At 56.5% G+C, this 22,297-nt stretch carries 12 protein-coding genes and 1 pseudogene; 2 read left to right on the forward strand and 11 right to left on the reverse strand.

Annotated elements, in window-relative coordinates; translation table 11 throughout:
• Nucleotides 1-338 precede the first annotated feature (338 nt).
• Both ACR3EN_RS19665 and ACR3EN_RS19670 read left to right on the forward strand, forming a co-directional pair.
• A complete protein-coding gene (locus tag ACR3EN_RS19665; protein ID WP_480821204.1) occupies nucleotides 339-1,178 on the forward strand; it encodes a 2OG-Fe(II) oxygenase in 840 nt (279 codons plus the stop codon).
• Between the two features lie 12 nt (nucleotides 1,179-1,190).
• Nucleotides 1,191-1,769 (forward strand): serine acetyltransferase, encoded by a 579-nt coding sequence (locus ACR3EN_RS19670; protein WP_480821202.1) that lies wholly within the window; start codon nucleotides 1,191-1,193, stop codon nucleotides 1,767-1,769.
• A gap of 8 nt (nucleotides 1,770-1,777) precedes the next feature.
• On the opposite strand, the gene ACR3EN_RS19675 is transcribed toward ACR3EN_RS19670, so the two are convergent.
• The 11 genes and pseudogenes from ACR3EN_RS19675 to rfbC all read right to left on the reverse strand — a co-directional run bounded on the left by ACR3EN_RS19675 (nucleotide 1,778) and on the right by rfbC (nucleotide 22,164).
• Nucleotides 1,778-3,256 (reverse strand): hypothetical protein, encoded by a 1,479-nt coding sequence (locus ACR3EN_RS19675; RefSeq protein WP_480821200.1) that lies wholly within the window; start codon nucleotides 3,254-3,256, stop codon nucleotides 1,778-1,780.
• 137 nt (nucleotides 3,257-3,393) lie between these two features.
• Complete coding sequence (locus tag ACR3EN_RS19680) at nucleotides 3,394-4,326, reverse strand: hypothetical protein (protein WP_480821198.1); 933 nt, start codon at nucleotides 4,324-4,326, stop codon at nucleotides 3,394-3,396.
• Between the two features lie 272 nt (nucleotides 4,327-4,598).
• Nucleotides 4,599-9,218 carry a MupA/Atu3671 family FMN-dependent luciferase-like monooxygenase gene (locus ACR3EN_RS19685; RefSeq protein WP_480821196.1) on the reverse strand — a complete coding sequence of 1,540 codons (4,620 nt, stop codon included), beginning with the start codon at nucleotides 9,216-9,218 and terminating at the stop codon, nucleotides 4,599-4,601.
• Between the two features lie 2 nt (nucleotides 9,219-9,220).
• Nucleotides 9,221-10,231 carry a glycosyltransferase family 2 protein gene (locus ACR3EN_RS19690; protein WP_480821194.1) on the reverse strand — a complete coding sequence of 337 codons (1,011 nt, stop codon included), beginning with the start codon at nucleotides 10,229-10,231 and terminating at the stop codon, nucleotides 9,221-9,223.
• A gap of 2 nt (nucleotides 10,232-10,233) precedes the next feature.
• Nucleotides 10,234-16,670 (reverse strand): annotated as a pseudogene (locus tag ACR3EN_RS19695) (type I polyketide synthase).
• A gap of 296 nt (nucleotides 16,671-16,966) precedes the next feature.
• Nucleotides 16,967-17,659 carry a sugar transferase gene (locus tag ACR3EN_RS19700; RefSeq protein WP_480821190.1) on the reverse strand — a complete coding sequence of 231 codons (693 nt, stop codon included), beginning with the start codon at nucleotides 17,657-17,659 and terminating at the stop codon, nucleotides 16,967-16,969.
• A 275-nt stretch (nucleotides 17,660-17,934) separates the two neighbouring features.
• A complete protein-coding gene (locus ACR3EN_RS19705; protein WP_480821188.1) occupies nucleotides 17,935-18,162 on the reverse strand; it encodes a hypothetical protein in 228 nt (75 codons plus the stop codon).
• Nucleotides 18,163-18,810: 648 nt separating this feature from the next.
• Complete coding sequence (gene rfbA / locus ACR3EN_RS19710; protein WP_480821186.1) at nucleotides 18,811-19,680, reverse strand: glucose-1-phosphate thymidylyltransferase RfbA; 870 nt, start codon at nucleotides 19,678-19,680, stop codon at nucleotides 18,811-18,813.
• Nucleotides 19,681-19,697: 17 nt separating this feature from the next.
• Nucleotides 19,698-20,561: a dTDP-4-dehydrorhamnose reductase gene (gene rfbD, locus ACR3EN_RS19715; RefSeq protein ID WP_480821184.1), complete on the reverse strand. Its 864-nt coding sequence runs from the start codon at nucleotides 20,559-20,561 to the stop codon at nucleotides 19,698-19,700.
• Nucleotides 20,558-21,598 (reverse strand): dTDP-glucose 4,6-dehydratase, encoded by a 1,041-nt coding sequence (rfbB, locus tag ACR3EN_RS19720; protein ID WP_480821182.1) that lies wholly within the window; start codon nucleotides 21,596-21,598, stop codon nucleotides 20,558-20,560. The genes rfbD and rfbB overlap by 4 nt, the downstream gene beginning before the upstream one ends.
• On the reverse strand, nucleotides 21,598-22,164 hold the full coding sequence (rfbC, locus tag ACR3EN_RS19725; protein ID WP_480821180.1) for a dTDP-4-dehydrorhamnose 3,5-epimerase: 567 nt from the start codon (nucleotides 22,162-22,164) through the stop codon (nucleotides 21,598-21,600). Before rfbC ends, rfbB begins: the two co-directional genes overlap by 1 nt.
• Nucleotides 22,165-22,297 lie beyond the last annotated feature (133 nt).

Below are 22,297 nucleotides of genomic sequence, written 5' to 3' on the forward strand. Positions count from 1 at the left end.
TAATATGGGCAGAATTGCGGATGCGCTACTGTAAATTGGTTGCGCTCACGCAATTCAAGCAACCCCTGGACCTGATCTTGTTGTTCATAAGCAAAGACTCAGAGTTTTCCCTGCTCTGGCCGTCAGGATTGATTGTCGCAAATTGCGAGACTGTCTTGCCAATATGTGGCGATTGATCCGGATCCTATGTTTGTCAGTGCGGGTTAGATATGTCACATTGTGATTTGAGGGAAATACCTCCATTTTTTTGTTAGAAAATCTTGATCCCTACCTTGCTCTGCTGTTGTAGATGCTAGCCGGTTATTCGAATTGTGTTATTGTTAAGATAGGAAAAGAAGATGGCGATCTATCAAATTGATCCCGAGCGTCTGAGTATAAGTGTAGACAACGCCCGCGCTGCGGCGGCCCCCTTTGCTGAGGAATATCAGAGCGGCGAACCTTATAATCATATCTGCATCGATAACTTTCTTCCCGAAGAGGTTCTGCGCAAGGTTCAGAAAGACGTCGCCACGCTTGAAGAGAATGAGGACAGCGACACGTTCGAACGGGCGCAAGAGAATCTGAAAACGCAATACAATCCCGAACGGTTGCCCATCTACTCGCGCGAGTTGTTTCACGCTTTCAATTCGCGCCCGTTTATCCTGTTTCTTGAGGAGATGACGGGTATCAAAGGGCTGATCCCTGATCCTTATTATATCGGCGCGGGTATTCATCGGGTAAAGAACGGTGGCCACCTGGATATCCACGCGGATTTCAATTTACACAAACAGATGGTTGTTGAGCGCCGCCTAAACGTCCTGATCTATCTGAATGACGACTGGCGCGAAGAGTGGGGTGGCTCGTTCGAAATCTGGAGCAACGACATGAGCACCAAGATCAAGAGCTTTGTTCCAACTTTCAACCGCATGTGCTGCTTCTCTACAGGGTCGAATACGTTCCACGGGAACCCCGAAAAAGTGAACCACCCCAATGGTGAGCCACGCCAGTCGATTGCGCTTTACTATTACACGGCGACTTGGGATCCTAGCCGTAAAGCCCATTCGACGATCTTCAAGCCGCGCCCTGGAACCGATGATCAGTTTGATCGTCAGTCGCGCCGGCAGGAAGTGCTCGAGAATTGGTTGCCGCCTGTTGTCTACCGTAGGGTCTACCCTCGCCTTGCGCGGCTGGGTTTCTGACGAAGATCAATCGTGCTGGACACTCATGGCTCGACTGCTCAAAAGGTTGGAGAGATCAAGCCAATGCAAGGCGACTTAAAAGACCCGCCATCCGCCGAGCTTGAACCGCCGCAGGTCATCTCTGCGACGGTTCCTGATTGGTCCCGAGAGGAAGTTCGGCAATTCTGGGACCCAGGCTACAAACTTTTGCGGTCGATCCGGCGCTATCAGCGGGCAAAGGCACGCGGGGGTGCTGTCGGCTGGGTGTTCAGTAAGTACTGGATTTTGATACATCGGTTCTGGTCGGTGATCACACAATCCGAGATTCACCTGAATACGCATATTGAGGGCGGGTTACGCTTGCCACACCCGACGGGTATCATAATCCACCCCAGCGCGCGAATTGGGCCAAATTGCATGATTTTCCATCAGGTTACGCTGGTTTCGACCGTGGTATTAGGCGGGCATGTTGACCTTGGCGCTGGGGCAAAGATCATGGGACCGCTAAAGATAGGCGATCATGTAACGGTCGGTGCCAACAGTGTTGTGACCCGTGATGTCGAAAGCGGATCAACGGTCGCAGGCGTACCTGCGAAAAGGCTTGACCTTTAGTTGTCGGTTTATCTGGGGCGTCGTTTTTTAACGGGCTCCTTTAACGGAATGACAGCAGCAGCCTGTGTTTTATCTCGCGGTTTGCGAACATGTTTTATGCGCGTCGGGTGCGGCTGAAGCGTCTCTTTGGATGTTTCATCCGTTTTGCTTTGCTCTGACACAATAGAATTGGCCAATAGCATTCCTGCCATCATCCAGGTCAGGTTATTTACAGATGCGTTTGGGATCAAATCCACCAGGTTTACGCCCAACATCAGCGCAGCGCCGTTTGTTACATACTCGTCTGGTGACCCTCGACTAAGTTTGCGTCTCGCCCATAGTTTGAGAAGTGGGAGAGTGAGAAGCCCAAAGATACAGACATATCCGAACCAGCCCAACACTCCGATTACGATAACCCAGTAACCATCTGGTACGGTTAGCACCCGGCCGGTTTCCGGGTCCATGTTTCGATTACGGTTCCAAAATGCCCAGCCCGTAAGGGGTTTTTCTGCCGCCCTTTCAAGCAGCATGCTTTCGTTCTCGAAACGGAATCCCAAAGACTGGGCCCGCTCAGCTTGGATCATTCCGGCATAGCCGAGAAGCCGATCAACAGGGATCATATCCGCCGCGCGTAGGACTGGGTAGGACAATAAAATAACCGCGCACACCAGCATGGCCCAGCGTTGTATTCGCGAGGTCGCAAACAGAACGATTGGTGCAAACACTACCGCAAGTAAAACTGCCCCGACCGTTTTGCACAGTATCAGGATGGCAAATAGATAGACTAGAATACCAAACTTGTGCCCCTTGTCTTGCCCGAGCGAGCCCCTCAGAAGTGCTGCTGTTGCAAGGAAAGACATCAGGATGAAAAACGCCACCCCCAACCCATGGCCTAGGAAGACAGTAGGTCGAAAACCGCCAAAGCGGACTTGTTGAGCAAAGAGTTGGGGGAAAAACCCATAAACCCAATTGTTTAATTGTGGACTTAGTCGAACTTCAAGCAGGATGGGAAAAGAGTATATCAATCCGATGATCATATAGAGAGCCAAAAACTCTCGCTTGTTTTCGGGGGTAGAGAGGAAATTGAAGCCCAAAATGAATGGCATAAGATAGAGCACATGCTTTAGGAATTCGGAAAGCGCGTCTCGGACAGTCATTCCCGGGAGCATGACGGGCCCCGCGAAAACGGGCTCAAGATTGCCTAACGCGCTGACAATCGGGCTTGCAAGGAAACCGACCATCAGGACTGAGGCTAGGCGTGACTCAGGGAATAACCTGATCTTACGATCCACCATTGTCAGGCAGATTATGAATGCGGCCAAGCTCGGGATTGTGCGTTTGTCCAGAGTCGGAATCAAAGGCAAATCGAACTGAGTGTTCGGAGGCAAGACGACATAGCCACCGAGTATAGAGATCAAAAGTGCACGCTGGGGCGGTAGCTTTTTAAACAGAACGACCATAACGATCGGCCATACGATCAGCATAAGATAAGCAAATGAATTGGGCATGTGTCGGGTCGCGGTGTTAGCAGAGTTGAGTTTTAAGTATCATGTCGGCCTAGATTCTGTCCCGTGCCATTCAGTCCAGAAGAATGGTATCTGTTCCGCTGTCAGTCGAAGAAGCTGAAAGAGCGATGCAGATTGGATCAAACGCGACCCAACCCTGTAGGTGCGTAGTTTGTCACGACCTCCCACACGACTTCTTGCATCAGGTGCGCTGCTTCAGGGCCGGGGTCCTCAAAAGGTGTGCCATCGACCTTGAACAGTTTATGCGGCAACTCCAGCGGTGATGTCTGGTACAAAACGGCATAGTGGGCCAGCGCAACCAGATAGGCGCCATAGTCGCTCAGATGGATCGTGTCAGAAAATAGGTCGTAGCGGTTGGTTATTGCTCCGACACCCCCACGATGTTCTACTTCACGCACAAATCGAGCCATGACCTGCCCGGCGGGAATGACATAGACTGGCATGGGTGTCTCTTCATGGCCTAATGCAACGCGCAAGATGCCATCTATCCAATAACGCCCGAGGTCTTTGTCTATTCGCTGCAGCCAACCTTCTTTGTCATCTAAATGATGCCAGGTTTCGTAAAAAAAGATGCGCATGTCGGGGTGCGAACGACGCCCAAGTTGAATCCAATTGTGAAGATGTTGTGCGCTTTCGAAATACTTGATCGCCGCCCTGATTTCGACCATTTCAGTCAGAATTAGAGTATTATAGGTGCCGGATAATAGGGCCTGTTTTGCATCTTCATACTCGGGTGCTGTATTCCGCAGTTCGAACCCATTGATGGTTTCTTTGGGGTCCCAATGGGCCCTTAGCGGGGTACCCCATCCCAATTGGCTGCTGTATTCGTGACCTTCACCCGCTAGTTGCTTTAGCATTTCGGGGATGTCCGGACCGACCAGGCTATGGCCAAGATGGAAAACGTTTTGTGGAAAAGAGGGTGCTGGTCCGGGCTTGGCATATAGCGCTTCAAATGTGCCGGTATCGACTGGCCTGGTACCGCCGAGGCGCAAGACTCTGGCTATTGCCGCCATAGCTACCAAAGCACGACCGGGAAGATTTCGCTTGATCACGATAGTCTCTCTAAGCGGTTGATAGATGTTGATGGCATCTTGTCGAACGCAGCGAAATACATGGTGTTTTGATCATCAATTCGGTGCGAAGCTCAAAATTCCAGCTTGATTTGTCTACAAGAAATGGTCTGCACAATGGGCATTTCCGCTTCGAAGGTCGCATGCTTTTCCTGTGGTCGCTATGTGACGCCAAAGGCTTGAGGATCAGTCACACCAACGCGGATATCTGGGCGGGGCATTGTCATGTTCAGCTTTTGGTGTGGCAAACCGGTTCACGCTGATCGTCTGCGGGCACGCATTTCGCGGCGGCGGGCCATTGCATCGTTTCTGCTACTCGCTTTTTCCGTGGGCGACTGCGACGGATTGGCCTCAGTCGGTTTGGCACCGGTTTTCTTCTCAACCGTCTCGGCCAGGGCTGCCAATGTCGGGAAGCGGAAGATATCCGTGATACTGAGGCCCGGGACATTCAGCTCTTTGCGGATTTCCCGGTGTGCCTGTACGGCCAATAGGGAATGCCCGCCGAGATCGAAGAAATTGTCTCGTCCGCTGATATCGTTGACCCCCAAAATCTGAGACCAGATCGCTGCGATCTTCTGCGGGACCGAGCCGCCCGCGACGGGTTCGGATACCGGAGGCGCAACGCGGGGCTTCTGCACTGACGGGGCAGGCAGGGCCTTGCGGTCGACTTTGCGGTTCGGTGTCAGTGGGAAGCTCTCCAGCGTCACGAAATGTGTCGGCACCATATAGTCCGGCAGTTGTCCGGACAGGGCCTGACGCAGTGCTTTATCATCCACCGGCTGGTCGACCGTCATATAGGCGGCCAATTGCACCAGGCCCGGCGTGTCCTCGCGCGCGATGACAACGGATTGGCGCACGCCGGCTTGCGCGTCGATCAGGCTTTCGATCTCGCCCAGCTCGATCCGGTAACCGCGCAGTTTGATCTGATGATCGGCCCGGCCCAGGAAATCGAGCTTGCCATCCGTTTGCCAACGCACCAGATCTCCGGTGCGATAGAGCCGTGCGCCCGGTACATCTGAGAACGGGTCAGGCACGAACCGCTCGGCGGTCAGGTCCTCGCGTTGCCAGTAACCGCGGGTGACGCCAGCGCCGCCGATATACAGCTCTCCGGCCACGCCGATGGGAACGGGGTGTCTGTGTTCGTCCAGCACGTAGACCTGCGTGTTGGCGATGGGCGCGCCGACATTGATCACACCTTCGGCAGAAACGGCGGTTTCGGTCGTTGACCAGATCGTTGTTTCCGTCGGCCCGTACATGTTTTCGATATGCGCAGGCGACAGCTTGTTGATCTGTTTGACCAGTGACCCGGGCAGGGCCTCTCCGCCGATCATCATGTGTTTGACCTTGGACAGGGCGAACCGCGCCTCGTCGCTCATCAGGATCATCTGTGCCATGCTAGGAGTGCATTGCAGATGGCTGATGTTGTGGCGAATGATCTGGGCGGCGATGGAATAGTCATCCTCCGCCAGCTCTGTATCCTGATTGGACAGGCGCAGCACCTCGGCCAGAGGCTTCAGACCCTCCATCACCTGATCGACTGAGATGCCATAGTCTATGAGGCAGGCGATCTCATCAACGCCGATGCGTTTCAGTTCTTCGACCCGATTCAGGCAATCCTCGACGGTGCCGAACAGGCCGGAATCCTCGAAATAGCGCAGGAAGGCGAAATCGAGGATGCCTTCGAGCTCCTCATCAGACAGACTGCCCAGATCCAGCTGGAACGGGTTCGAGACCCCTTTGGGTTTCTTGAAGGCCGGGAAGGCCCAGGCATATTGCTTGATCAGCCCGGCGGCCGAGCGCAGGTAGTCCTTCATCGGCTCGCGCGCGACCTCGCGTACCTTTTCACGGTCCTGCCCGACATAGGTGTGCAGCATCAGGGTGACTGTGTGATCATCGGGATCATACCCCGCTTCGCGCAACGCAGCGTGGTAGATACCGATCTTGTCGGCGACTTCGTCAACGCTCTGGCCCAGAAGGTGAGTCAGCACGTTGGCACCAATGGCCCCGGCTTCGCGCCAGGTGTCCGGATTGCCCGCAGTGGTCACCCAGACGGGCAGTTTCTTCGATACCGGGCGCGGCTGCGTAACCACGCCATGCATATCCCCGGACTTGGTGGGGAATTCCACTGTCTCGCCAGCCCAGAGCTGACGCAGAGTGCTGATCGCCTCTAACATCGCGGGTTTGTTTTCCGGCGGCGTGTTTTCGGGCCGTAGGACAAAATCATCAGGCTGCCAGCCAGAGGCGATGGCAAGCCCCGCGCGCCCGTTGGTCAAGTTGTCGATCACCGCCCATTCTTCGGCAATGCGCGCGGTATGGTGCAGTGGCGCGACGCAGCTGCCCGCACGGACACCGATATTCTCGGTCACGGCGGCCACAGCGGCTCCGGTGACCGACGGGTTGGGGTAGGGGCCACCGAAGGCATGGAAATGACGCTCGGGTGTCCAGACGGCGCAGAAGCCGTTCTGATCCCCGAACTTTGCGCCCTCAAGCAGCAGCTTGTATTTGTCGCGCCCGACACCATCGTCGTTGCCCCAATAGAATAAGCTGAACTCCATCCCCTTGCCGGTGATGGATTTTCCGGCGGTCGCATCACCTGCGACCAACGCGCGGTTTTCGTCATCGCTGAGAACGATCTTGAAGCCGCGCGCTAGCGTCCAGAACAGCTCTAGCACGGAGATGTCAAAGGACAGGCTGGTCACTGCCAGCCAGACCCCTGCCGGATCATGGCTGATGCGATCGTCCATGCCGGTGAAGAAGTTCGACACGTTGCGATGTTCGACCATGACCCCCTTAGGGCGTCCGGTCGAGCCGGAGGTGTAGATCATGTAGGCGAGGTTCTCCGAACGCACGCCACTGTCGACATTGTCTGTCGCTGCCGTTCCCAGCCGTGGGTCCGTGTCCAGCAGTAAGGCTTGCGCGCCGTGGTTGGGCAGGCTTGCGGCCAGAGCGGATTCCGTCAGCACCACCTTCGCGCCACTGTCTTCAAGATAGAGCGCCGTCCGGTCCGCAGGATAGGCCGGGTCCATCGGAACATAAGCTCCGCCCGCCTTCAGGATCCCCAGCGCCCCGATCAGCAACAGCGGGGATCGTTTGACATGCAAACCCACCAGCGTATCGGGGCCTACACCCATCTCACGCAACACATGCGCAACCTGATTGGCCAGAGCGTTCAACTCGGCGTAGGAGAAACTGAGGTTCTCGAAGACCAGCGCCGGGGCATCTGGCGTGCGTGCGACCTGCGCCTCGAAATGCTGATGCACGCAGGAGGTCTGATCGTATGCGGTGTCGGTATCGTTCCAGTCCTGTAGGATCTGAGCACGCTCGGTCTCGGGCAGGATTGAAAGGTCCTGAATCGCCTGACTGCGGAGCGCCGAATCCGTCAGTGTCACCAGCAGATGCTCCAGCCGTGCCGCAAACAAATGCAGGGCGACATCCGAGATATGCCCGCTGTCCACAAACAGCATTGCCTGATCCCCGGATACGGCAAGGGTCAGGCTTGTGCCCGGAACCAGCCCGGCCGAGACGTCATCGGACAAGCCGATCGCAGGTGTCTGTAGCGGGGATGCACCGGGCGTGCGCGCCGGCAAATCGCAGGCAAACGGACCCATCTCGCTGGCGTTCGCAATGGTTTGACTCAGCCCTTCCTGCGCGTTGTCAAAGGTCTGATCCGCCGCGAAGCGGACCGGAACCCAGCTGTTGAGATAGGGTGACGCCGCATCCGAAAGCTGCAACGCCAGATCAAGCTCCACGGTATCGCCAAGCCGTGCCATGAGGGCCGCTAGCGCCGTTTTGGCGGCCATATCGTCAAGGCCAGTTGGAAGGTGCAGCACTTGCGACCGAGGCGCACCGGACGGGGCCGCTGTGTTGATCAGGGGGATCTCGACCTGCTTTAGCGCCTCAAGGCGGGTGCGCCATTCGGGTTCAGCGGACAAAGTAGCAGAAACATCGCGGTCGATCTGCGTCATCTGATCTGGGGTCGGCACGGGCAGGGCGCTGCCGCCGTTCAATAACCCATCGGTCGAGACCGAAGCCCCCAGACCATTGCGCAATCCGCTGATCTCAACCACTCCGTCACCTGTTGCAACGGTCAGGCTGTCGGCTGTGCTTGCCAGAATAGTGCCGGGTGTCGCGTCGGTTTGCTGATCGCTGACCTCGACCGAACCGACCAGCCAGATCTGACCATCACGCTCGATCTTCGGACAGCAAAGCGGGTTCCAGTATTCCCCATGATCCAACGCACGGGTGAGGGCGGCCAGTTCGGTTGCGGGCTTGGAGAAATCCAGCCGCGCTGCTGCCGCCGGGCGGTCATTCTTGGCGAAATAGCTGCGTTGCGACAGATCTTGAGGGATCGTCGGCTGATCCGTCTCAAGCGCGCGTATGACATCGCCAAAGCTTTCAATGGCGGCGCCATAGCATTTGGCGTTCAGGGTCAGGGCGGTCTCACGGTCGCTGATATCGAACAGATTCTGAGCGACAATCCCGCCTTCATCGACACCGCCCGAGATCTTGTGCCAGGTGATCCCGTGTTGTGCCTCGCCGTTCAGAATGGCCCAGACCGGAGCGTTCAGACCGGCATAGCGCGGCAGCGGGCCGTCATGGAAATTGACCGCGCCCTTGCCGGCCTTGTCCAAAAGCGTCTGCGGCAACAGATCGAGATTGGCGATGCTGAGCAGCCAGTCGAACGACACGCCCTCGATCCGGTTTGCCAAATCCTGACCAGGGGCGTGCAGGGGCAGGGAATGCGACTGTGCCCAGGCCTCGACATCCGTGTTGCGGGTCGCCACTCCCTGAATGCTATGTCCCGCCTCCAACAGCATTTCCCCGCATTGAATGACAAGGGATTCATGGCCAATAAGAAATGTGCTGAATGGCATCGTTACTCTCCAATTATAGGCTTGGGCACGGTGTCCTGCTTTTTGTTGTGCGGTGACGCACGAAAGAAAGCTGACACGTCATGCCAGGCCAAGGTACGCAAAAAATAAGGCGGGACGCCACTGCGCTTGCGGGTGATTAAGCAGCGCAACCAGTACAGGAAGCCACCGGTCAAATGTACGCAGGTGGCGCAGGCGGCATAAAATGCTCCGTGGTTCTTGACGAAATAATGCAGGCGGGAGTCGAACCAATAAGTTGGCACCCGTCTCCAGCTTTTCATGCCGGTTGAGACGGATCCGATATGCATGACCTCGCTCGGGCGCACGTAGTCAGTGCGATGCCCTGCCAGCGCGGCGCGGCGACACAGGTCAGTTTCTTCGAAATACAGGAAGAAATGCTCATCAAAGAGACCGATCTCATCCAGAACGCTTTGCCGCATCATCAGGCTAGCCCCGGCCAGCCAATCAACCGCACGTGTCTCGGACGGGACAGGGATTGGCACAATCCGGTCTCTTAACAACCGGGTAACTGGGCCAAAGTTGATACTGCTTTCGAACTCGCTTGCGATCGAAGGAAAGCGGAAGCTGGTCAGATGCGGGTCTCCTTCCTCGCCGTGGATATAGCTGCCCGCGAAGCCAGCCTCGGGTGTTGTTTCCAGGTGCTCCAGCAACAAGCTTATGGCGTTTTTGGCCGGGAAGGCGTCAGAGTTCAGGATGTAGACATAGTCGGGCCGCGTGCCATCGGACAGACCCGCCCGAATGCCCACGTTGTTGCCTGCGCCAAAGCCGCCATTGTGACCGGACTGGATGACCCGAACACGATTATCCTTGTCCCAACCCTGATCCTGAACATGGGCAGCGATGGTTTCAAACGACCCATCCTGTGAATCATTGTCCACCACGATGATCTCGCCTGTGATCCCCTCCATCGCCAGCTGCGCGGCCTCGACGGATCGCAGAGTCATGTCCGGCGTTTTGTAGTTCAGAATAACCGTCAGGAGTTTGGGATCAGCCATGGTCATTCCGCCGCTTGCCGAAGGGCTGGGCGCGGGATCTGACGCTCGGCATTTTCCAGACAGGTTTTCATCTGGGCGGCCAGGACGCGCACATTGGGCTCCAGCACCATCGAGTCATGATCGCCTGGAACCTCGAACACTTCGATATTGGGGGCCCAGGGCGTCCAGTCATTGTCATGCGTCAGATAATAACGCTCATGATGTACCAGTTTACCGGGCCCCAGCTCCCATTTTCCAACCAAAGGCGGGCGGAACAGGGTCAGGGGGCCATTCCACGGATGCAGAGGATAGCTGTTGACACTTTCCAGGAACGCAGCCTCGATCTCGGTGTCGTGGAATTGCTGGCCAGTCTCGGCTGTTTCTTCCTTCGATTGGCGTTTTTGGATCTCCCAAGCGATCCGGTTCTTGGCCCATTGAATGGGGTAGCTCGCACCTTTGTTCCGAATCTCCTGCAACTGAATCTTCAAACGATCCGCTTTGCTGAGCGGGTGCCGTACCGGTAGGGGCGTATCCAGCATGACCAGCGCCGCGATCTCATCCCCGGCTTCAGTCAACTGACGGGCGATCTCATAAGCCGTGATACCGCCACCCGAGAAACCGCCCAGCATGTACGGCCCTGAGGGCTGTACCTGTCGCATCTCGGCGATGTAGTCCTTGGCGGCCTCGCGCAGATCGCGGTGCGGTTCCTCATCACCATACAGACCGCGCGCCTGCAGGCCGTAGAAGGGCCGATCGGTGCCCACCAAATGCGCCAGATGGCGCAGGTTCAGCACATTCCCGAACATCCCCGCCACCAGGAAGAACGGAGTCTTTGGCCCACCTTCGCCGGAATGCATCGGCACCAGATGGGTAAAGCGGCGTTCCGGTGCCGCAGGGGCTGCTGCTGGCGCATCGCCCTCGCCGCCATCTTTCGGCACGCCGCGGGCAGCGATCAGGTCGGCGCATTTGCGGATGGTCGGGGCCTCGAACAGAACCGAGATCGGGAAGTCGACATTATAGGCTTTGCGGATTTGCGCAAACAAGCGCACCGCGATCAGGGAATGTCCACCCAGATCGAAGAAACTATCCTCGACACCGATCTCATCAACGCCCAGTAGTTCCTGCCAGAACCCGGCGAGGCGGCGTTCGATGTCATTTTCCGGGGCAACGTAATCCGAGTCCAACTCGGGACGTTGGAATTTCTGATCCGAGCTTTCGCTGGATGCGCCGCTATCGGCGGCCTGCGCGATCAGCCCATCCAGATCCAGCGAGGACAGGATGATCTGCGATTGCCCGCTGGCCAATGCCTTGAAGAACAGATCCGCCCCTTCTGCGGCCGGAATACCCTGAGACAGGTTGTGACGCAGCCGTTCCTCGGCCGGGGACAGGGGAGCCGGGGCGTCGACCTCAGAGGTGATTGCTGGAGCGTTCTCGGTGAAGGCAAAATCCACAGCATCTTCCATCCGGCGGATCGAGAAACCCTCGACCTCGATGCAGATCGTGCCGTCGGGGGCGGCGATGGTGACATCGAAACTGGCAGCCTCGCCTTCGGCGCGGTTGTCGCCCGCGTTGCGAACCCAACTGACGATCTGCGCGGGCAGGGGCGCAAAGACACGCACTGAGCGATACGAGACCGGCACCCACAGGTGCGAGGCCTGATACCCTGCGATCAGCTCCATCGCCCAGCCCGTGGCCAGATCCATCAGGGCCGGGTGCAGGTGGTAGCCAGCCTCGATATCCGTTTGCAGGGCTTCCGGCAGCGCCAAATGCGCCAGACCTTCATCCTGCCCCAGCGCAGTCGAGGTCAGAACTCGCCAGCGTGGGCCGAAATTCAGATGCGCCTCCTGCGGGGATCGCAGCCGTCCCGCACCTTCGGCCTGATGGGCCGGGCCGCAACGGGAAGCGATGGCCTCCACATCCAGCGGTGCAGGCGCGATCAGCGGCAACAGAGACAGGCTCGCTTGTGCATTCAATTCAAATGCATCGCCCGACCCGCTCTCGACCGTTAGGTCGTAGCCCACATCGCTGCGCGGCAGGCGCAGGCGGACCTGCTGGTCTTCGCTGTCGGACACCGCAAGAGGGCGCAGGAAATACAGATCGCGAATTTCAAACGGGCCGGTTTCCCCTGCACACGCAGGGCCTCGGAGGCCAGCTCCAAATAACCGGTGCCGGGCACCAGAGCATGACCGGCCTTGGTCCGGTGATCGTTCAGGAACCAGCGGTCATGGGCGTTGTAAGTCGCACTCAGCAGGCGGTTACCTGCGTCATCAAAGCTTGCCTGATCCAGCATCGGAACGTCCGCCGGGGTTACCGGCGCGGGCTCGGCAGTGCCTGTCCGAGCCTCCATCGCATCCGCAGCCATACCCACATCGGCCCATATACCCCAGTTGACCGACACAACCTGCGTTTTGTCGCCCGAACGCGCACGAGCATAGGCGTTTAGGTAGTCATTGGCGGCCACATAGTCGACCTGACCTACAGGTGCCGTTGCGGTCGAACTGGACGAGAACAGAACCAGCCAATCCAGTGATCCGTCCGGGAAGATCTGGTCAATGACCTGCGTGCCGTGGATCTTGGGCGTAAAGACATCCTCGATCTCCATCATGGTCTTGGTCATGATCGGCGCATCGTCGATCAGGCCGGCCGCATGGATCACGCCGTTGATCCGGCCGAATTCCTGCGTGGCGCTTTCGACACAACGGCGCATCTCTTCAACATTGCTGACGTCGACAGACATCGGCAGCACTTTGCCCCCAGCCGTTTCCAGCTTTTCGATGGCGCGGATACGGCGGGCCGTCTTGTCCTGCGGGGCCGAGTTGTTCAGCACGGTTTCCCATTGATCCCGCGGCGGTAGGTCTCCACGCGCGAGCAGGACGATATTGGCATTCACCTTGGCAATCAGCGCCTCGGCCAGTGTCAGGCCAATGCCGCCAAAACCGCCGGTGATCAGATAGGTGCCACCATCGCGCAACGGCAGATCGTCCAGAGACGGCTCCGCCAGAGCCTGCGGGCGGTAACCCTGTTCAAACCGCTTGTCCGCGCGGATCGCCGCCGTGAACGAGGCGGGCGGAGCCAGCAGGTCTTCCATCACCTGATCCGTCAGCCCCTCGGGCAGGGCAGGCACGCGGCGTTTGCCCGCGCTTTGCGGCAGGTCGATATCCAGCAGCGCACAGGTCAGGCCGGGGAATTCGCGCGGGATCACGCGGGTCGGGCCGGTGACCGTGGCTTTCTCGGGATAGGGCAGGGCCTCATCCCGAACCTGCAACGCGCCTGAGCTGAGGACATGGAGGTGCAGAGGCATCGGCAGGTCTTCGTCCCCGATGGCCTGCGCCAGGAAGAACAGGCTGTAAAAGCCCTGTTCCAGATTACGGTGGAAGAAGCTGCCGCCGGGGCGGAAGGTCTCGGCCTGTGTCAGCAGCCAGCCATGCACAATTCGGGTTGGGATGTGTTCCTGCGCGACGAGATCACGGATCAACGCGTCATAACTTTCGCGCCCGCGTTCGGGGGCCAGCTGATAGTGATCGTCACTGATGCGCGCAAAGGCATCGCCGGGCGTGACCGTGACCACCTTGTGACCGGCTTGCTTCAGGCGCTCGGTCAGGTTGGTACACAGCCCAGCCTCATCCGCAAAGATCAGCCAGCTTTCCTGTGCCGCCTCCGACAGATCGCCGGTGACATCCACATCGCAGGCCGCGTATTTCGGAGTCCAGGCCACGCGATAGCCCCAATCGGCGGGGTCTTCGGTGCGCATCAGCCATTGGCTGGCTGTCTCGATCTGTGTCGTGCCGGGTTCGATGAAGTAAGGTGAGCGCTGGAACGCATAGGTGGGCAGAGGCACCCGGTTGCGCCTCGCCTCGCCCCAGATCTGTTCCCAGTCGAACGCGCCGCCCAAGGCCCAGATCCGGCCCAGCATAGCCATGAAATAAGCATCGTCAGCCACGTCATCATTCGGGTGACGCAGGCTGCCGATCACCTGATTGGCATCCACCTTGTCATGCTGCCCGGTCAGCGAAGCCAGCGCTTTGCCCGGGCCAACCTCGATAAAGATACGCTCGGGGTTTTCGGACAGCGTAGTGATGCAATCGGCGAAATGGACGGTGTTGCGCAGATGGCCGACCCAGTATTCGGGGTCCGTGGCCTCGGCCTCGGAGATCCAGTTGCCACTGCGGTTCGAGGGGAACGGGATCTGCGGGGCCTTCAACTCGATCGAGCGCAGATAGTCACCGAATTCCTGCAGAATGGGCTCCAGCATTCGCGAATGCGCGGCGATATCGATCGGGATGCGCTGACAGTCGACACCCTGATTGCGCAGGCGGTCCTCCAGATCGTCCAGCGCCGCCTGAGGTCCGGTTGCAACGCTCAGGCTGGGGGCGTTCACGGCACCCAGATCAAGGTCATCGCCCAAAAGTGGCCGCAGATCATCGGCGGGCAGGGGGACGCTCAGCATGCCACCAGCGGGCACCGTATCAAACAGTCGCCCGCGCAGATGCACCAGACCGATGCAATCTTCGAATGACATTACACCGGCCACGCATGCGGCGGTGTTTTCGCCCATCGAATGGCCGACCAGAGCGGCGGGCTGAACGCCCCATTCCATCCACAGCTGCGCCAGCGCATATTCGGTGATCATGATCAGCGGCAGTTGCACCGAGGGCGTCTTCAACCGCTCATCCGCAGCTTCTTCCTGGCCCGGTTCAGGAAGCCAGATCGCGCGGATATCATAATCAAGCTTGGCCTGCAGGATATCCAAACCCCGATCCATCCAATCGGCAAAGACCGGCTCGGTCTCATAGAGATCGCGCGCCATCCCGGCGTACTGAGCGCCTCCGCCGGGGAACATGAAGACATGCTCTGGTGCGTCCGAAATCACCGTATGGGTGAACACCCGACGTGGATCGTTTTCCTCAAGGATCGCGGCGGCTTCTTCATGGGTTTCAGCGACGATAACGCGCCGTTTTTCAAACCCGCGCCGTCCGTTTTTCAGGGTCCAGGCGATATCGGCCAAATCCTGATCGGGATTGGCGCGCAGATGCGCGGCCAGTGCCGCGCTGTTGGCATCCAGCGCTTTCTTGCCCCGCGCCGAGACCGTGAGGATCTGAAACGGCCAATCTGACGGCTCGGATGCGGCCCGCTCTGGCGCTTCCTCAAGAATAGCATGAGCATTCGTGCCTCCAACGCCCAGAGAATTCACCCCGGCGCGGCGCGGACCCTTGTGCGAGACCCAATCGGTCAGAGTATCATTGACCCGGAACGGGCTGTTCTCGAAGTCGATCGCAGGGTTGGGTTTTTCGTAGCCCAAGCTAGGCGGGATCTGTTTGTGATGCAGCGCCAGCGAGGTCTTGATCAAGCTGGCCACCCCGGCGGCGGTATCCAGATGGCCGATATTGGTCTTGACCGAGCCCAGCCGGCAGAAGCCCGTTTCCTGCGTGGTCTCCGAAAACGCCTGTGTCAGCGCGGCCACTTCGATTGGATCACCCAGATAGGTGCCGGTGCCGTGGCATTCGATGTAATCCACCGTGTCGGCCTGAACATCGGCCATCACATGGGCCTCGGAAATCGCGGCGGCCTGACCATCCACAGATGGCGCCAAGTACCCGGCTTTGGCCGCGCCATCATTGTTGATCGCCGTACCGCGGATCACACCCCAGATATGGTCGCCATCCTCGATCGCATCAGACAGACGGCGCAAAATGACAGCACCAGCACCCGAGCCAAAAACAGTACCTTGCGCGCGGTGATCGAAGGCGTGGCAATGGCCGTCGGGTGAGAGAACCTCACCCTCTTTGTAAACATAACCTCTGTTATGGGGCAGTTCGATCGTAACCCCTCCGGCAATCGCCATATCGCACTCACCGGTCAACAAAGCCTGGGTTGCATAATGCGTTGCGACCAGCGAGGTCGAGCATGCTGTCTGCACATTCACACTCGGCCCCTTGAGGTCGAGGATATGGCTCAGCCGGGTCGACAGGAAATCCTTGTCATTGCCGGTGTGGCGCAACAGGAACATGCCCACATCGTCGACCAGATCCCGGTTTGAGCAGACATTGAAATAGAAATAGCTGCCCATGCCGCAGCCTGCGAACACCCCAATGGGTCCGGGGAAGTTCTCAGGCGGATGACCGGCGTTTTCCAGCGCTTCCCAGGCAACCTCCAGAAACTGGCGGTGCTGCGGATCCATGATGGCGGCTTCTTTTGGGGAGAGACCGAAGAATTCTGCATCAAATTCCTCGAAGCGATCCAGAGGCGCAGCATAAGGTACATAGTCCGGCCGTTCCAACAGATGTGGGGTCTCGCCTGCGGCTAGCAGATGTTCCCGGGAAAGCTGGTTAATAGACTCTACGCCATCCCGAAGGTTAGACCAGTACTCGTCAACAGAAGCCGCCCCGGGCAAATGCGCGGCCATGCCAACGATTGCGATGTCGCCGTCCCTGGCAGAAATACTCACTGTAGAACCATCCATTAATAAACCGGTTTGATCTTAAGTCGCGCCATAGAGATTACAAAATGAAAGTGGTGCGTGCATCCCAGATTTCTGAGTCTTCGCGGCAACCGATTCCACACATTGTAATAGAGAGGCAATTGAACAGTGGAAAAGTGTCGCTTTCGAGGCGTTTGCTAATAGAATTATAGTATAAATGTGGCTGATCTATGGTTTCCGAATGTTCTACAATCTGAGCTTTCGAAGCGCATTGCTCTAGCCTGCAGATGACTGAAGCTGGCGCGAGTCGACTGTATCTCGGCAGGAGGATTGTCCGTTTAGATGCCAGTTGCTCTGACGACCACGCCAACTGTCGAGTACATGATACCTAGATCAGTTTTCAGGTTCAGGTTTCTGTCGTAGGAGCTGTCAAACTCGGCGCGGCTTGCGAAAGAGCTGGAGTTGCGTTCTGACACTTGCCACGATCCTGTCATACCAGGGCGCAGTGCGAAATAGGCACTGCCTGGATAAAGCTCTTGCTGCTCTGGCAGCATCGGGCGGGGTCCAACCAGGCTCATCTCACCCTTCAGGACGTTCCACAATTGCGGCAGTTCATCCAACGATGTTTTGCGCAGGGCGTGACCGAAAGACGTAATACGAGGGTCGTTTTTCAGCTTTTGATTTTCGTCCCATTCTCGGCGTGCTGCCGGATTCGATGCCAAGTAATCTTCAAGCATGAACTGCGCGTTCGGTACCATCGAGCGCAGCTTCCACATCTTGAAAATCCGACCGCCGCGACCAACACGGGACTGTGCATAAAAGGGATTAGAGCCATCACGCGCAACAATAAGCGCAAGAACCAGTACCGTGGGTGCTATGATTGGCAGAGCGATCAAAACAACAGCCAAGTCGAGCAGGCGCTTGAATACATTGCGATAAAGCTGTGCTGTAGTTCCAGATGCCCGACCAGCTTGAATTACAGGAGTACAAGTACCGGCATCGGCGCGAATGTTCGTATCTTGAATAGACATATCAACCTTTAACCTTAAGCCAAATCTGGCTTCACCTTTACGCTGCAACCCGCCAGGACAAAATTGTCCTCCAACACACGGACCGCTACAGACACGACATACTACGAAACTGTGCCCTCAGTATGTGAACTAGTTTAAACAGTTTTTAGCAACATCTCAAATCGTGATTTTGCTCTGTCTGACATTTTTTCGCCCCATTTGCAGCACAATTGTGCAGATTGATGGGTATTGTCCATAGACGAAGAAGGCCCTCAATTTCTAGTTGTGCCGAATTTCTAAGCTCTGCCTGAAGGTAGCCAATCGTCAGTTCTTGAACGCACGCTTGCTATGCTGGTTTGCATTTCGCAGTCCGATTCGACCTCTTTGTACCCGTAATCGCAAATTTGCCAATTCAGCACTTTCTGCGGCAAAACTGAGATAAGTTCAAGCCGGGCGATTTGCTGATGCTGGCGGCGCCGCCTCAGACCGAATCCAACCGTTCCAGCCATCAACAGCAGCGCCATTGGGGATGGAGGAGCAGCTGAGGTTTTCGCGCGCGAGACCAAGAATTTATTGTTTGGGATCGACGAGGCGATTGAAAAGCGACCGGCAATTGTTGTATTTCTTACAAAGCCTTAGGCGCTCTGCTACGCGGATGACTCTGGCCATAACCTTAGACGCTGATCGAAGTGACATTGCCGGCACTCCGATCGAACCTGCGCCCGTTCAGGCACTGAAACTCACGAAATTGACAGACAGCAAGTCGACTACCGCATCAAAAGTGTTGGTCGAACAGTCAACGCGCAAACCGTTAGAAAACCAACCCAATTGCGGTGCGCTTCAATCGCGAGAATACGCCGCAATGGACCGTTGAGCCCAAGCGGGCGACACCCGATGCCATTGCCAAATGTTACTCTAGCAAGGTAACAAGAGCTTCCAGCGAATAACCACAAAGTATTTCGCCAAGTTTTCCCAAAAAAGGCCTGACGCCGCCAACCAATAGTGTTGAGTTCTGAGGAAACTCGTGACGCTCAAAGCTGGTACAACATTCCAATAGGACGATTAAGATTTGACATAATGTCGATATCGCCGATCTAGCGCAGCTCAAATCGGAGCTCGGCTACTATTCGGCCACCAAACCGCCGCTTGATGACTTTGGGTTGGATCGCTTCCTATTTTAGAAGTAGGTCAAGATAGGTGCCGTAGGTGGACTTTGCGAACAGCGTCGCTCGCTCGGCCAGCGCCGCATCATCGATCCAGCCATTCGCCCATGCGATTTCATCCAGGCTCCCAGTTTGCATACCTTGCCGTTCGGTCAAGGTCCGCACAAAATTACTGGCATCCAATAGTGATCCATGGGTGCCAGTATCCAGCCATGCAAAGCCGCGACCCATGGTTTGGACATTCAGGCTTCCGTCGGCCAGGTAGGTTTCGAGAAGTGATGTGATCTCAAGCTCCCCCCGAACTGATGGCTGGACCTGGCGGGCGCGCTCAGGCGCATCTGAATCCAGATAATACAGACCTGTAACCGCATAGTGCGATGGCGGTACCTTGGGTTTCTCAATGATGCCGATTGCTTTGTGATTAGGGTCGAATTCAACGACGCCATAGCGCTCGGGGTCGGCAACGCGATATGCGAAGACGGTGCCGCCTTGCTCTTGTGTATCGGCAAGCCTCAACAGGTCAGGCAACCCATGACCAAAGAAAATGTTGTCACCCAAAATCATTGCCGATGGCGCACCAGCCAGAAACTCTTCGGCCAAGATATAGGCTTGCGCCAGACCATCCGGCGACGGTTGGGTGATCCAGGTCAGGGACAGACCGTATTGGCTGCCGTCACCAAGAAGGCGTTGGAACTGCTCCTGATCTTGTGGCGTTGTAATGATTGCGATCTCTCGAATGTTGGACAGCATCAGGACACTGAGCGGATAAAAGATCATAGGCTTGTCGTAAATTGGCAGTAACTGCTTTGAGACAGCCATTGTGATTGGGTAAAGACGGGTGCCAGATCCACCAGCCAGAATAATGCCCTTGCGCTGCATAATTTGTCCTTTCAAATCTATCCATCCGTCGATTGCAGCTCGGCCAAGACATGGGTCAGGCTGGTTTTCCAATCGGGTTGAGGAATGCCGTAAATGTCTTTGATCAGAGAACAATCGAGCCGTGAGTTCAATGGTCTCTTGGCTGCGGTTGGATAGTCCTTTGTCGGGATTTCCTCAATCCGCGTCGTCAATCCCGATTGCGATACTATCTCGCGCGCAAAACCAGCCCAGCTGACGTTCGGAGCGCCAGAGTAATGAAATAGGCCGCCTTCGGTGCTGGGTGCTTTCGTGGCGATCGTAAGCAGAGCTTCGGCGATATCTGCAGCGGGGGTTGGTCCCCCGATCTGGTCAGCAACAATGGTTAGGCTATCACGGGTTTCGGCCAGCTGCAGAATGCTTTTGACAAAGTTTTTACCGTGCGAGGAAAACACCCAACTGGTTCGCAAAATGGTATACCACCCCCCGGCCTCTGCGACTTGGCGTTCTCCGTCCAGTTTGGTTTCTCCATACACACCTAAGGGACCAGTCGTGTCGTCGATGGACCTTGGCGCTTCACCGGACCCATCGAAAACATAATCGGTTGAGATGTGCAAAAATGGCAGATCTCGCGCGGCCGAGGCGCGCGCCATCGCGCCCGGTGCGTCACCGTTGATCAACTGGGCCAGCGCTGGCTCGCTTTCGGCCTTGTCAACCAACGTATAGGCGGCAGAGTTTATGACGATATTTGCGTCTGTGTCGCGTATGAGTTCTGCACAGGCTGCAGGGTCCGACAGATCGGCCCGAAACCTATCCAGAGATTCCAACATGATGCCTTTTTTCTGAGCACATCTGCGCAGTTCACTTGCCACTTGCCCGCCATGGCCAAAGACAAGCACTTTCATTGTGCGATACCAAGCCTTTCACCTACGCCGTTTCTGGCCTGCAATGCGACCAGCCAAGCGTCATTGTCCAGATACCACTGCACGGTTTGTTCAAGACCCTTTTCGGGAGTGTAGGATGGGCGCCAGTCGAGCTCGTCCCGAATGCGAGACGGATCAATGGCATAACGGCGATCATGGCCAGGGCGATCGGTGACAAATGTGATCAGATTGGCGTAAGGCATTTTCCCCGGTTTCAAACGGTCCAGTATCGCGCAGAGCATTTTGACCAGATCAAGATTGGTCATCTCATTCTCGCCGCCGATATTGTAACTGCGTCCCAGTTGACCCTTTTCCAGAACGATCAATAGCGCCTCAGCGTGATCCTCGACATGCAACCAATCGCGTATGTTGTCGCCGGAGCCGTAGATTGGGATCGGTTTACCGGCCAGCGCATTCAGGATCACGACAGGGATCAGCTTCTCGGGAAACTGGTAGGGGCCATAATTGTTCGAACAATTGGTTAACACCACCGGTAACCCATAGGTCTCGCGCCAAGCTCGGACGAGATGATCGGAGCTTGCCTTCGAGGCCGAGTAGGGAGAATTTGGCTGATAGGGGCTGTCTTCGGTGAAGAAACCTGTCTCACCTAAAGAGCCGAAAACCTCATCAGTCGAGATATGATGAAAGCGGAAACCTTTAGGACGGCCTGCGTTCACCCAATAGGCGCGCGCTGCCTCGAGCAACACGTATGTTCCGGTCACGTTGGTGTCGATAAAAGCTGCAGGTCCATCAATCGAACGGTCAACATGGCTCTCGGCAGCGAGGTGCATAACCGCGTCTGGACTATGCTTGCTAAAAATATCTGACATCGCATCCGCGTGTCTGATATCTGCATGCTCGAAAGCGTATTGGGGCGAATGCGATACTGTCGCGACATTCTCTGGGCAAGCGGCGTAAGTAAGGGCGTCCACATTCACCACCGAATGCCCATCGGCAATCGCGCGTCGTATCACAGCAGAGCCGATAAAGCCTGCGCCGCCTGTGACCAAAATCTTCATCAACTATCCTCAATCGTAAACGGGGAACCACTGTCTCGCAAAAATGGGGCCGCTTTATCTTTATCGGATATTTTGGGTTCGGCTATGTCGAGAGGCCAATTTATTCCAATATCGGGATCATCCCACCGTATAGCGCCTTCTGTTTCCGGGGCGTAGGTGTCTGAGCACTTGTAAACAATCTCGGTATCAGGCTCCAAGGTCATGAATCCGTGGGCGAACCCCGAGGGCACCAGCAGCATCTGCCCATTTTCAAAGCTGAGTTCCGCGCCGACCCATTTCCCGAAGGTCGTAGACCCTGTGCGGATGTCCACAACAACATCAAAGAGCCGACCACGCCCACATCTTACGAGCTTCGTCTGCGCTCGGGGCGGCGCCTGAAAATGCAGGCCGCGCACCGTTCCTGCAGTTCCGGAGAGAGAATGGTTGTCTTGAACGAAAACAGTTTCGATGCCGCGGTCGACAAAGCTGTCGCGATTGTACGTTTCCTCAAAAAAACCGCGGTGATCGCCAAAACGTCGCGGAGTGATTAGCTGTATCTCGGGAATATCAAGACGTTCTATATGCATGTTTTCAAACTTCGTATCTCACGCCTGACGTATAATAGCTCAAATGGGCTTAAACCTTTGTTTGTATCTTCTGAGTTTTTGTCAATGAGTTAAAGGCAAGGCCAGATTCAAAGCGATATTTGGGTTTCGAGAG

It is taken from the genome of Ruegeria sp. G7 (assembly GCF_056535465.1).

What these genes read in the sequence shown, in the direction of transcription:
- ACR3EN_RS19665 (WP_480821204.1), top strand. Translation starts at nt 339, where the DNA reads ATGGCGATCTATCAAATTGATCCCGAGCGTCTGAGTATAAGTGTAGAC.
- ACR3EN_RS19675 (WP_480821200.1), bottom strand. Translation starts at nt 3,256, where the DNA reads ATGCCCAATTCATTTGCTTATCTTATGCTGATCGTATGGCCGATCGTT.
- ACR3EN_RS19685 (WP_480821196.1), bottom strand. Translation starts at nt 9,218, where the DNA reads ATGCCATTCAGCACATTTCTTATTGGCCATGAATCCCTTGTCATTCAA.
- ACR3EN_RS19690 (WP_480821194.1), bottom strand. Translation starts at nt 10,231, where the DNA reads ATGGCTGATCCCAAACTCCTGACGGTTATTCTGAACTACAAAACGCCG.
- ACR3EN_RS19700 (WP_480821190.1), bottom strand. Translation starts at nt 17,659, where the DNA reads ATGTCTATTCAAGATACGAACATTCGCGCCGATGCCGGTACTTGTACT.
- ACR3EN_RS19705 (WP_480821188.1), bottom strand. Translation starts at nt 18,162, where the DNA reads ATGGCGCTGCTGTTGATGGCTGGAACGGTTGGATTCGGTCTGAGGCGG.
- rfbA (WP_480821186.1), bottom strand. Translation starts at nt 19,680, where the DNA reads ATGCAGCGCAAGGGCATTATTCTGGCTGGTGGATCTGGCACCCGTCTT.
- rfbD (WP_480821184.1), bottom strand. Translation starts at nt 20,561, where the DNA reads ATGAAAGTGCTTGTCTTTGGCCATGGCGGGCAAGTGGCAAGTGAACTG.
- rfbB (WP_480821182.1), bottom strand. Translation starts at nt 21,598, where the DNA reads ATGAAGATTTTGGTCACAGGCGGCGCAGGCTTTATCGGCTCTGCTGTG.
- rfbC (WP_480821180.1), bottom strand. Translation starts at nt 22,164, where the DNA reads ATGCATATAGAACGTCTTGATATTCCCGAGATACAGCTAATCACTCCG.